The sequence below is a fragment of the Acidovorax sp. genome (assembly GCF_016783915.1).
In the GTDB taxonomy this organism is placed as follows: Bacteria; Pseudomonadota; Gammaproteobacteria; order Burkholderiales; family Burkholderiaceae_C; genus Acidovorax.
The window spans coordinates 1-11,449 of record NZ_JADHVT010000024.1 but is presented as its reverse complement, the minus strand read 5'-3'; the positions used below and the strand labels follow the sequence as shown (position 1 = coordinate 11,449).

The following is an 11,449-nucleotide window of genomic DNA, read 5'->3' as shown; positions in this document are numbered from 1 at the left end:
CCATCACCCCTTGCGCCGCAGAAACCCGTGCGGCGCCACCGTGACCTGCAGGCGCTGCTCCATCTCGGCGTCGATCTCGAACTCGGCGTGCCCGGCCAGCCACTGGTGCACCGCCGTCTTGGGGTTGTTGCCCACGTCCCAGGGGCGGTCGGCAAAGAACTTGGGCGGCATGTCTTCGACAAAGGTGTCAAACACCACACAGTAGCTGCCGGGCGTGACCAGCGGCGCGTAAGCATCGAGTTCGCCCAGCACATGGTCGTGCGTGTGCATGGAATCCAGGCACACCAGCACGCGCTGGTAGCCCTGGGCAAACTCGCGCACCTGCTGCACCACCTCGGGCGCAATGGCAGAGCCCTGGACCATGGCGATGCGGCTGGCCATGGGGTGGGATTCGATGGCCGCGCGGTTGTGCGCGCGGATGTCGATGTCTACCCCCAGCACCTTGCGCCGTGACGCGCGCGGGTCCATCGTGGTGCCGGCTTCAATCGCATCGCTCATGTCGAGCAGCGCCAGCAGCGAGGCGCTGAGCACCAGCGAGCCACCGTGGGCAATGCCGGTCTCGATGATCAGATCCGGCCGCACGCGCCACACCAGCTCCTGCATGGCCACCATGTCCTGCGGATACTGGATGATGGGCCGGCCCATCCAGTCGAAGTTGTAGACGTACTGCCGCTGCATGGACGCCTGCAGCCAGTCGCGCGACAGGGTCTGGAAGGTGGAGTCCTGGGCATAGCCCGCAAGGCGGTCACGGCGTTCCTGGGCGAATTGGTCAACGGGGTTCATGGCGGGGGTACTCCAACAGGGTCGTTCGACGGCGGAAAAGGCAAGAGGTCATCGGCCAGCACGGCGCGGGGTGCCACACCCCATTCACCCTGCAGGCGCAGCACGTTGATGGGGGGAAACGCCTGCAGCGGCGCCTGCCCGGCCACCTCCACGCTGCAGCCCGTGCGCGCCTGCAGCCAGGCCAGCCACTGGGCGTGAGTAGTCTGGCGGCCGCTGGCCACGTTGTAAGTGGCGGCGCGGCCTGCCAGCGCAATGCGCGGCAGCCAGTCCAGCAGGTCGTCCACATGCACATAGTCTTTGGCGGACTGCGGATCGGAGCGCAGCACAATGCGGCCGCCCTGCGCCTGGTGCAGCAGATCGGCCACCAGGTTGCCGGAGGCAGCGTCCATGCCCGGCCCGACCACGTTGGACAGGCGCGCCACGCGCACTCCGGGGCGCCCGCAGGCATGGCACAGCGATTCGCCGGTGAGCTTGGTGAGGTTGTACAGGTAGGACAGGTCACCCGGCAGCACAGCCAGGGGCGCGTCTTCGTCGGTGCGGGTGGCGCCCATGTAGACCCGGGTGGACGACAGGTACAGCAGCGAGTGGAACTGCGCGCGCCGCAGCACCTCGGCCAGCAGGCCCACATGGGCGTCCACCGTGTCGAACGGGCGCGTGCGGAAGTCGGCGGTGAGCCCCACGCAATAGATCACATGGCCCAGCTGCCGGGTGAACACCTCGGCAGCGCCGCGCGCAGGCGACCACACCGAGTGGCCTTGGGCCTGCAGATGGGCCACCAGGCGGCTGCCGATGTAGCCGGAGGCGCCCAGCACCGTAAACGTCGAAAGGGGCAGGCCCGTCACCGGCGCTCCCCCACGGCCGCCAGCGGTTGCCCGGCGTACACGGTGTACGCCAGCAGCTCGCCGCGCACGATGGAGCCCGCGCCCACCACGCAGCCACGCCGCAGCACGGCACCGTCGAGCAGCACGCAGTTGGCGCCAATCCACACGTCGTCCTCAATCACGATGCCGCCCTTGCTGGGCAAGAACCCCTGCTCGCGGATCAGGCAGCTGCGGTCGGCATAGGCATGGTTCACCGGCGCAAAGGTGCAATTGGCGGCAATCGCCACATGGTTGCCGATGTGGATGCCGTTGCCGGTGTAGAGCACGCAACCCGCGTTGATGACCACATGCTCGCCCACCACCAGGTCGCCGCTGCCGCCCGCAGGCTTGACCTTGACGAAGCTGTCGATCACCGAGTGGGCGCCCACCACGATGCGTGTGCCGCGCACCGAGTCTTCGATGTCTGCGAGGTGCGAGACCTTGGCAGTGGGGTGCAGTTCGATCACCTAGAACACCTCAAGGCGCGGCACGGCCACCACCATCTGCGCGCCCCAGCTGCGCGTGTAGTCGAGTTGCTCGGCCACCTCGCTGCGCAGGTTCCAGGGCAGGATCAGGATGCGCTGCGGCTTGTGGGCGCGCAGGTGCGCCTCGCTCACCACGGGGAGGTGGCTGCCGGGCAGGTACTGGCCCTGCTTGGCGGGGTTCTTGTCCACGGCATAAGGCAGCAGATCGGGCCGCACACCCGCAAAGTTGAGCAGGGTGTTGCCCTTGGCGGCCGCCCCGTAGGCGCCCACAGTGATGCCATCGGCTTGGCATTGCAGCAAAAATGTGAGCAGCTCGCGCTTGACCCGTATGGCCTGGGCCTGGAAATCGCTGTAAAAACCTGCGCCCAGCATGCCCGCCGCTGCCTCGGTGGCCAGCAGTTGCTGCACGCGGACAGCGCCTTCCATCGTGGCCTGCGGATGGCCCACCGCGTCGGCGCGGGCGGCAAACACGCGCAGGCTGCCGCCGTGGGTGGGCAGCTCCTGCACATCGATCACCGCCAGGCCGTTGGCCGCAAAGATGCGCTGCACCGCCGTGAGCGACAAATAGGAATAGTGTTCGTGGTAAGCCGTATCGAACTGGCAGCCCTCCACCATGCGCAGCAGGTGCGGAAACTCGAAAGTGGCCACGCCGTGGGGCTTGAGCAGCCGCGTGAAGCCGCCCACAAAGTCGTTGATGTCGGGCACATGGGCCAGCACGTTGTTGGCGGCAATCAGGTCGGCCTGGCGACCGGCGGCGGCCAGCTCGTCGGCCAGCGCCACGCCAAAGAAGCGCTCCACCACCGCTATGCCTTTGGCGCGGGCTGCTGCCGCCGTGCTGGCGGTGGGCTCCACCCCGTAGCAGGGGATGCCAGCCGCCTGCACGTATTGCAGCAGGTAGCCGTCGTTCGACGCGACCTCGACCACGCGGCTGTCGGCGGTCAGCCCCAGGCGCTCGCGCATCGTCTCTACGTACGCCTTGGCATGGGCGAGCCACGACGAGGAGAACGAGCTGAAGTAGGCGTAGTCGTCGGTGAATAGCGCCTCGCGCCCGGCGTGGTCTTCGGTCTGCACCAGCCAGCAGGTTTCGCACACCAGCAGGCGCAGGGGGAACCAGGACTCGGGCGCGCGCAGCGCGGCCTCGCTGAGGTAGGCGTTGGACGGGGGCGCGCTGCCCAGGTCCAGAAACGGCAGTTGCAGCGGGCTGCCGCAGTGTCGGCACTTCACAGGCGCACTCCTTCAAATTCTTCCGCCATCCAGGGCTGCGCCGCATCGCGAGGCGAGAGCTGGCTTGCGGGCAGGGGCCAGGCGATAGCCAGGCGCGGATCGAGAGGGTTCAGGCCTGCTTCGGCCGCGGGTGCGTAGGCCGCAGAGTGGCAGTAGAGCAGCTCGGCATGGTCGGTGAGCGCCTGAAAACCGTGTGCAAAGCCGGGCGGGATGAGCAGCGCGCTGCCATTGTCGGCCGACAGATGCTCGGCATGCCAGTGCAGAAAAGTGGGCGAGCCCTGGCGCAGGTCCAAGGCCACGTCCCAGACCTCGCCGCGCAGGCAGCTCACGAGTTTCATCTCGGCGTGCGGCGGCTGTTGGTAGTGCATGCCGCGCACGGTGCCTTTCAGCGCCGTGTAGCTTTGGTTGATCTGGGCGATGGGGCTCGCCCAGCCAGCGCCCGCCAGTTCGTCGGCGCAAAACATGCGGGTAAAAAAGCCACGCTCATCCACCAGCGACTGGCGTTGCACGCGAAAGAGCCCCGCCAGCGGGAGCGGCGCCAGGGCGAGGCGACTCATGGGCGCGCCTCCCAGGCATCGATGTCTGCCAGGCACAGCGCGCGGGCGTCGGCGCCGCCGCGCTGCTGGCGGTACCAGTTCATGGTGCGGGCCACGGCCGTGCTCAGCGCCCAGTGGGGGGCCACGCCCAGCACCTGGCGGGCGTGCGCGGTTTCCAGCGCGAGCCAGCCAGCTTCGTGCGGGCCTTCGCTCTCGTTTTCATAGCTAGTAGCGCTTACTGGATATGCAGCAGATGCCAATTCGATGACATTTTTGACCGTGGCCGCCTCGTGCGGCAGCGGGCCAAAGTTGAAGGCCCCTGCCAGCGTGGGCGACTCCCACAGGCACTGGGCCAGACTCAGGTAAGCGGCCAGCGGCTCCAGCACATGCTGCCAGGGGCGCGTGGCCTGGGGGCGGCGGATGTGCAAGGTTGCGCCCTTTTCCCAGGCGCGCACGGCGTCGGGCAGCAGCCGGTCTTGCGCCCAGTCTCCGCCGCCAATCACATTGCCCGCGCGGGCGGTGGCCACGGCCACACCCTGTGCGGCCAAAAAGGAATCGCGGTAGCTGGCCGTGACCAACTCAGCGGCGGCCTTGCTGGCGCTGTAGGGGTCGTGCCCGCCCAGGGCGTCGTCCTCTCGATACGGGTAGGCCCATTCGCGGTTGCGGTAGACCTTGTCGGTGGTGACCACCACGGCCACGCGCACGCCCGCCAGTCCACGCAGGGCATCGAGCAGATGTGCCGTGCCCATGACGTTGGTGGAAAAGGTGTCGAGTGGCGCCGCGTAGCCGGGCCGCACCAACGCCTGCGCGGCCAAGTGCAAAACCACCTCGGGCCGGGCGGCGCGCACGCGCATGGCCAGTGCTTGGGGGCTGCGAATATCGCAAAAGTGGCTCTCGAAGCCCGGGCCCGCTTGGCCTAACTGGGCCAGGGTGAACAGGTTGGGCTCGGTGGCGGGCGGCAGCGCCACACCGGTGACCTGCGCGCCCAGGCGCTGCAGCCACAGGGCCAGCCACGCCCCCTTGAAGCCGGTGTGGCCGGTGAGCAACACGCGCTTGCCGCGCCAGAAGTCGGGATCAGGGCGCATCGTGGGTTACCAGCACTTCCACGGCGCGCGGCCCGATTGCCACAGGTCTTCGAGCAGGTTTTTCTCGCGCAGTGTGTCCATGGGCTGCCAAAAGCCCGTGTGCTCAAACGCGCGCAGCTGGCCGCTGGTGGCCAAGCGGGCCATGGGCTCCAGCTCCCAGCTGGTGGCGTCGCCGTCGATGAGGTTAATGACTTCAGGCTGAAGCACAAAAAAGCCGCCGTTGATCCACCCGCCGTCGCCACGCGGTTTTTCCTCAAACCCGGCCACGGTGTCGCCATCCCGCACCAAGGCACCGTAGCGGCCCGGGGGCTGCACGGCCGTCACCGTGGCCTGGCGGCCATGAGCCCGGTGGAAGGCAAACTGGGCCGTCATGTCAAGGTCGGCCACTCCGTCGCCATAAGTAAAGCAGAAGGGCTCGCCCGCGGGCAGGTATTCCTGCACCCGGCGCAGGCGACCGCCGGTCATGGTGCTTTCACCCGTGTCCACCAGCGTCACGCGCCAGGGCTCGGCATGGCGGTGGTGCACTTCCATGCGGTTGTTGGCCATGTCAAAGGTCACATCGGACATGTGCAGGAAGTAGTTGGCGAAATATTCCTTGATCACGTAGCCCCGGTAGCCCAGGCAGATGATGAAGTCGTTCACGCCATGGGCGGCGTACATCTTCATGATGTGCCAAAGGATGGGCCGCCCACCGATCTCGATCATGGGCTTGGGACGCAGGTGCGACTCTTCCGAGATACGGGTGCCCAGGCCGCCCGCCAGCAGTACAGCTTTCATGCCCGCAGCATAGTGCAGGCCCTACGGACCAAAAAGGTGCAGTCGCTGCAGAAACACCTTTCAAATGAGGCGTTTGCATGCGCTGCCTCCGGGCAGATAGTGGACGCGCCGCAAATATGCGCAACCCGCTTGATATCAATTTGATAGCACCAAAGACAATAAAGAAAAGCGCCTCACGGCGTTCTGACACAAAATTCTGAGCACAACCAGCCCGAAAGCCCACCAAGAGCCCTCTGCATCCGGTTGACCAGGGACGCGCCTACAGCCCCGTCAGTAACATCTCCAGTCGAGCCACCGGCACGAGCGGCCAGCAGTCATTCGCCCAAGAAACCCCCTGTTGACCGTTCTCTTGGGGCATTTCGCGTTCTGCAATCCGATACATTTACAGTAACCTTCGGTCACTCCGTGGACTGCAGCCCCACCAATGCAGTCATACCCCTGCCGCCGCCCTACACGTCTAAAGCATGTTTGTCATCATCGGTTACGTCGTCTGCCTCGGCTGCATCTTCGGTGTGTACATCGTGCACGGGGGCAATATCAGCGTGATTCTCAAGGCGCTGCCGTTCGAGATCATCACCATTCTGGGGGGGGCACTGGGTGCCTTCGTGGTGAACAACCAACCCAAGGTGATCAAGGCCACCATGGCTGCGCTGCCGATGGCGCTCAAAGGCTCCAAATACACCAAGGAGCGCTACATGGAGCTGATGGCCATGCTCTATGACATCCTTCAAAAGGCCCGCAAGGAGGGGCTGATGGCGATTGAAAAGGATGTCGAGGCGCCGCACGAGTCGGAAATTTTCAAGAAATACCCCACGGTGGGCAGTGACCACCATGTGATCGAGTTCACCACCGACTACTTGCGCATGATGGTGTCGGGCAACCTGAATTCCCACGAGATCGAAGCGCTCATGGACAGCGAGATCGACACCCACCACCAGGAAGCACACGCCCCGGTGGCCGCCCTGGCGCGCCTTGCAGGCGCCCTGCCCGCCTTCGGGATCGTGGCCGCCGTGCTGGGCGTGGTGAACACCATGGGCTCGGTGGGCCAGCCGCCCTCCGTGCTGGGCGGCATGATTGGCTCGGCGCTGGTAGGCACTTTCCTGGGGATTCTGCTGGCCTACGGCGTGGTGGAACCGCTGGGCGGACTCGTCGAGCAAAAGACCGAGGACGCCGCCAAGGAACTGCAGTGCATCAAGTCCACCCTGCTGGCCAGCATGCAGGGCTACAACCCTGCGACAGCGATCGAGTTTGGCCGCAAGGTGCTGTTCTCCAACGTCCGCCCCAGCTTCTCTGAGCTGGAAGGGCATGTGAAGGGCAAGAAGTAGCAGCAGCGAATGCAGTAGCCGCCCCCCAACGCCCCCGCCACCATGGCAGAAAAAAAACTACAACCCATCATCATCAAGCGCGTCAAGAAAGGCGGCCACGCGGTGCATGGTGGCGCCTGGAAGATCGCTTATGCCGACTTCGTGACGGCGATGATGGCGTTCTTCCTGCTGATGTGGCTGCTGGGATCCACCGCCAAGGGCGAATTGCAAGGCATTGCAGCGTATTTCGCCTCACCATTGAAAGTGGCGATGACAGGGGGCGACGGTTCGGGCAACAGCTCCAGCGTCATTCCAGGTGGCGGCAACGACTTGGCCAAGGTGCATGGCCAGGTGCGCCGCTCCGACGTGGAAGAAGCCAAACAGCGCCGCATGAGCATTGATGCGGCACGGGCCGAACGCGCAAAGCAGGATCAGGAACGCATCAAGGCCCTGGAGGCCAAGATCGATGCGCTGATCACCGAGAACCCGCGCCTGAATGAGTACAAGTCGCAGATCCGCATCGACATCACGCCCGACGGCCTGCAGATCCAGATCATTGACGACCAGAACCGCCCCATGTTCGACAGCGGCAGTGCGTTGGTAAAACCCTACATGCGCGACATCCTGCGCGAAATCGGCGCGGCCTTGGGTGGCGTCGAAAACCGCATCAGCCTCGCAGGCCACACCGACGCTGTACCTTATGGCAACAGCGAAAAGGGATACAGCAACTGGGAGCTGTCGGCAGACCGCGCCAACGCATCGCGAAGGGAGCTGGTCTCCGCAGGCATGCCAGACGCTAAACTGGGCCGTGTGGTGGGCTTGGCGGCCAGCGATCTGCTGGACCCCAAAAACCCACGGTCCCCCTCCAACCGGCGCATCACCATCACGGTGCTGACCCGAGAGGCCGAAGAACGACTCATGGGCAAAGGGATCCCCGAAATCACGTCCACAGAACTGCTGACTGAAAAGCGGGAAAATCCCCCCCCTGGCAGGTAACAGTTACGACTTGTCACCAAACCTGCTGCCCATGACAATGCCTACAGTAAATCTCGACTGAAAGGGTCCCAAGTGACCACAGCCCTTCGTTTTTTGATCGTTGACGACTTCTCCACCATGCGACGCATCGTTCGCAATCTGCTCAAAGAGAGCGGTTTTGCAGACGCTGATGAGGCCGAGGATGGTGTCGCCGCACTCAACAAGCTGCGCAACAGCAAGTTTGACTTCGTGGTGACCGACATCAACATGCCCAACATGAACGGCTTCCAGTTGCTGGCCGAGATCAAGAAGGACGACAAGCTCAAACACCTGCCCGTCCTGATGGTGACCGCCGAAGCCCGCAAGGAAGACATCGTTGCCGCTGCCCAGGGAGGCGCTGCAGGTTACATCGTCAAACCCTTCACCAAGGCAACCCTGGAAGAGAAGGTGACCTTGATTCTGAAGAAGATGGGGTTATGACACCATGGACGACACACCGGACAACAGCCAGCCTGCCGATGTTCACCACAAGATTGGTCTGCTGACGCGCCAGCTTCACGATTCGCTTAACGAGCTGGGATATGCCGACAAGCTGCGCGGCTCCATGGGCGAGTTGCCAGACGCTCAGAGCAGGCTTTCGTATATCGCCCGCCTGACCGGAGAAGCGGCCGAGAAGGTGCTCAACCGCGTCGAACAAGCCAAGGCTCAGCACGACTACATCGCGGCAGAAACGCGCCGGGTCGTCAATTCACTGGTGGCTGACCCGGTGGCTGCCGTGGCCAAGGGTGAGATCTTCAACTTCCTGACCGATGTGGAGCGCGTGACCAAAGAGGCGGACACGCACCTCACGGAAATAATGATGGCGCAGGATTTTCACGACCTCACTGGCCAGGTGATTGCGCGCGTGGTGAACCTGGCAGCCACGATCGAAGAGCAACTGGTACAGCTGCTGATCCAAACAGCCCCGACCAACGCGCAGGTGCCCGCCGAACCCGCCCGCCCAGCGCACCTGCAGGGCCCGGTGGTGGACCCGGAGAATACCCCCGACGTGGTTACCGACCAGTCCCAGGTGGACGATCTGCTGGCCAGCCTGGGCTTCTGATCCTCAAATTTTGGCTCATTTGGCTTCCAGCGCTTGTGTAATAAGCGCTGGAAGCTATTATTTTTGACGCTACAAGGTGATGCCACACGGTAGAGGGTGGGCCAGGTACCTCCACTGAAAACGCCGCGGTCCTCATGGAAAAGAGGGGGCTGCAGCCCCCTTATCAGCCTTTAGATTTTCAGGTCGCTCACGACAATGGCATGACACCAGCCGTCATGCCACCATGGAATCCAGCCAAGAAAAAAGCCTCCCCGCGTCAGAACGCAAGCTGCAAAAAGCGCGCGAAGACGGCCAAGGGGCACGCTCGCGCGACTTGTCGCACTTGGCCATCCTGGGGGCAGGGGCGGCGTGCTTGCTGCTGCTGGCGCCCCAGCTGATGGACCGCATGCAGTGGGCCATGAGCCAGCAGCTGGCGTTCAATGCAGCCACGGTGATGGCGCCGGGCACCATGCTCTCGCGGCTGCAGGACATGGTCATCGTGGGCTTGGTGGCCAGCACGGTGTTTGCCACGCTGACCAGCGCTGCTGCGCTGATCAGCGCCATTGGGGCGGGCGGCTGGATTCTCAGCGCCAAGCCCATCACACCGCAGTTCAACCGGCTCAACCCGATCTCCGGGCTGGCCAACCTGTTCTCCAAGCAACAGATGGCCAACGTGGCCAAGATGGTGCTGATGACCGCCATCCTGACCTACGTGGCCTGGAAGTTCCTGGGCAACAGCATCGAAACGGTCGCCATGCTGGTCCTGCAACCGTCGCCACTGGCCATTCGCCAAATCGCGGACTGGCTGACCTCGGGCATGAGCCTGTTGCTGCTGGTCGTGTTTCTGGCGGCTCTGGTCGATGTGCCTTTGCAGGCGTACTTCTTCAAGGAGCGACTGAAGATGTCGCACGAAGAAGTCAAGCAGGAGCACAAGGAATCAGACGGCAATCCCCATACCAAGGGCCGTATCCGCCAGAAGCAGCGCGAGATTGCCGACCGCGCCAGCGTGGGCGCTGTACCCAAGGCCGATTTTGTGGTGATGAACCCAACCCACTATGCGGTGGCCCTCAAGTACGACGAGAAGACCATGAGTGCGCCCCAGGTCATCTCGCGCGGCACCGATCTCATTGCCATGAAGATCCGCGACGTGGCCAAGGAACACAACGTGCCCGTGCTGCAGTCGCCCATGCTGGCCCGCGCGCTCTATGCACATGCCGAACTGGACCAGGCTATCCCCGCCACGCTCTACACCGCCGTGGCCCAGGTGCTGGCCTATGTGTACCGCCTCAAGGCTGCCCTGCGTGGCGAAGGCCGCATGCCCGACAGCCTGGTAGAGCCTTTCGTGCCGCCTGAACTCGATCCGCTGAACCGCACCACGGTGCAAGGTGCTGTCGTATGAATACCTCCGTAAAGTCTTTGCAGCAATGGGCGGGCACCAACGCCAGCGCCCTGCAGGGCCTGTCGGCACCGCTGCTGGTGGTGGCGATTCTGGCGCTGATGGTGCTGCCTATCCCGCCGTGGCTGCTGGATGCTTTTTTTACGATCAACATCGCCGTCGCGCTGATGGTGATGATGGTGGCGGCGTACATGCTGCGCCCGCTCGACTTCGCGGCTTTCCCTTCGGTGCTGCTGCTGACCACACTGATGCGCCTGTCGCTGAACGTCGCCTCCACGCGCGTGGTACTGCTCGAAGGCCACCAGGGCCCGGGCGCAGCGGGTGCAGTGATCGAGGCCTTCGGCCACTTCCTGATCGGTGGCAATTTCGCGGTCGGCCTGATCGTGTTTGCGATCCTCGTGGTGATCAACTTTGTGGTGATCACCAAAGGTGCAGAGCGCATTGCCGAAGTGTCGGCCCGCTTCACCCTGGACGCCATGCCCGGCAAGCAGATGGCGGTGGATGCCGACCTGAATGCCGGCCTGATCGACGAAAAAGAAGCCAAGCGCCGCCGTGCCGAAGTGGCAGAAGAAGCCAACTTCTTCGGCTCCATGGACGGCGCGTCCAAATTCGTGCGCGGCGACGCCGTCGCAGGCATCCTGATCCTGCTCATCAACATCATCGGTGGCTTCGCCATTGGTGTGTTGCAACACGACCTGTCGGCCAAGCAGGCCGCAGACAGCTACATCCTGCTGGCCATTGGCGATGCGCTGGTGGCACAGATTCCCGGCCTGCTGATTTCGGTGGCAGCCGCCATGGTGATCTCGCGCGTGGGCAAGGACCACGACATGGGCCGCCAGATCGTTCAGCAGCTGTTCATGTCGCCCCGCGTGCTGGGTGTGACGGCAGGCATCTTGATCCTGCTGGGTTTGATCCCCGGCATGCCGCATGTGGTGTTCCTGAC

13 protein-coding genes are annotated in these 11,449 nt (G+C 64.1%); 6 read left to right on the top strand and 7 right to left on the bottom strand.

Features of this window, described 5'->3' with window-relative positions; all coding sequences use genetic code 11:
• Positions 1 to 3 precede the first annotated feature (3 nt).
• From ISS20_RS07295 to rfbF, 7 genes are read right to left on the bottom strand one after another with little or no spacing between them, the layout of a single operon-like run.
• The gene (locus ISS20_RS07295) at positions 4 to 783 is read right to left on the bottom strand and encodes a cephalosporin hydroxylase family protein (protein ID WP_291435163.1); all 780 of its coding nucleotides are present in this window, start codon (positions 781 to 783) and stop codon (positions 4 to 6) included.
• Positions 780 to 1,625 carry an NAD(P)-dependent oxidoreductase gene (locus ISS20_RS07290; protein ID WP_291435161.1) on the bottom strand — a complete coding sequence of 282 codons (846 nt, stop codon included), beginning with the start codon at positions 1,623 to 1,625 and terminating at the stop codon, positions 780 to 782. Before ISS20_RS07290 ends, ISS20_RS07295 begins: the two co-directional genes overlap by 4 nt.
• On the bottom strand, positions 1,622 to 2,110 hold the full coding sequence (locus ISS20_RS07285; protein WP_291435159.1) for an acyltransferase: 489 nt from the start codon (positions 2,108 to 2,110) through the stop codon (positions 1,622 to 1,624). Before ISS20_RS07285 ends, ISS20_RS07290 begins: the two co-directional genes overlap by 4 nt.
• Complete coding sequence (locus tag ISS20_RS07280) at positions 2,111 to 3,352, bottom strand: class I SAM-dependent methyltransferase (RefSeq protein WP_291435157.1); 1,242 nt, start codon at positions 3,350 to 3,352, stop codon at positions 2,111 to 2,113.
• Positions 3,349 to 3,909 carry a dTDP-4-dehydrorhamnose 3,5-epimerase family protein gene (locus ISS20_RS07275; protein WP_291435156.1) on the bottom strand — a complete coding sequence of 187 codons (561 nt, stop codon included), beginning with the start codon at positions 3,907 to 3,909 and terminating at the stop codon, positions 3,349 to 3,351. The genes ISS20_RS07280 and ISS20_RS07275 overlap by 4 nt, the downstream gene beginning before the upstream one ends.
• Positions 3,906 to 4,973: a CDP-glucose 4,6-dehydratase gene (gene rfbG, locus ISS20_RS07270; RefSeq protein WP_291435155.1), complete on the bottom strand. Its 1,068-nt coding sequence runs from the start codon at positions 4,971 to 4,973 to the stop codon at positions 3,906 to 3,908. The genes ISS20_RS07275 and rfbG overlap by 4 nt, the downstream gene beginning before the upstream one ends.
• Before the next feature lie 6 nt (positions 4,974 to 4,979).
• On the bottom strand, positions 4,980 to 5,750 hold the full coding sequence (gene rfbF / locus ISS20_RS07265) for a glucose-1-phosphate cytidylyltransferase (RefSeq protein ID WP_291435153.1): 771 nt from the start codon (positions 5,748 to 5,750) through the stop codon (positions 4,980 to 4,982).
• A 464-nt stretch (positions 5,751 to 6,214) separates the two neighbouring features.
• Between rfbF and motA the strand changes: the two genes are divergently transcribed.
• From motA to ISS20_RS07235, 6 genes are all read left to right on the top strand, one after another.
• Positions 6,215 to 7,075 carry a flagellar motor stator protein MotA gene (motA, locus tag ISS20_RS07260; RefSeq protein ID WP_056172898.1) on the top strand — a complete coding sequence of 287 codons (861 nt, stop codon included), beginning with the start codon at positions 6,215 to 6,217 and terminating at the stop codon, positions 7,073 to 7,075.
• A gap of 42 nt (positions 7,076 to 7,117) precedes the next feature.
• Positions 7,118 to 8,050, top strand: a complete 933-nt coding sequence (motB, locus tag ISS20_RS07255) for a flagellar motor protein MotB (RefSeq protein WP_291435150.1) — start codon at positions 7,118 to 7,120, stop codon at positions 8,048 to 8,050.
• 72 nt (positions 8,051 to 8,122) lie between these two features.
• A complete protein-coding gene (gene cheY / locus ISS20_RS07250; protein ID WP_010466076.1) occupies positions 8,123 to 8,509 on the top strand; it encodes a chemotaxis response regulator CheY in 387 nt (128 codons plus the stop codon).
• Positions 8,510 to 8,513: 4 nt separating this feature from the next.
• Positions 8,514 to 9,131, top strand: a complete 618-nt coding sequence (locus ISS20_RS07245; protein WP_291435141.1) for a protein phosphatase CheZ — start codon at positions 8,514 to 8,516, stop codon at positions 9,129 to 9,131.
• A 223-nt stretch (positions 9,132 to 9,354) separates the two neighbouring features.
• The gene (locus ISS20_RS07240; RefSeq protein WP_291435140.1) at positions 9,355 to 10,509 is read left to right on the top strand and encodes an EscU/YscU/HrcU family type III secretion system export apparatus switch protein; all 1,155 of its coding nucleotides are present in this window, start codon (positions 9,355 to 9,357) and stop codon (positions 10,507 to 10,509) included.
• A partial coding sequence (locus tag ISS20_RS07235; protein ID WP_291435139.1) for an FHIPEP family type III secretion protein occupies positions 10,506 to 11,449 on the top strand: 944 nt, incomplete at its 3' end. The genes ISS20_RS07240 and ISS20_RS07235, both read left to right, overlap by 4 nt.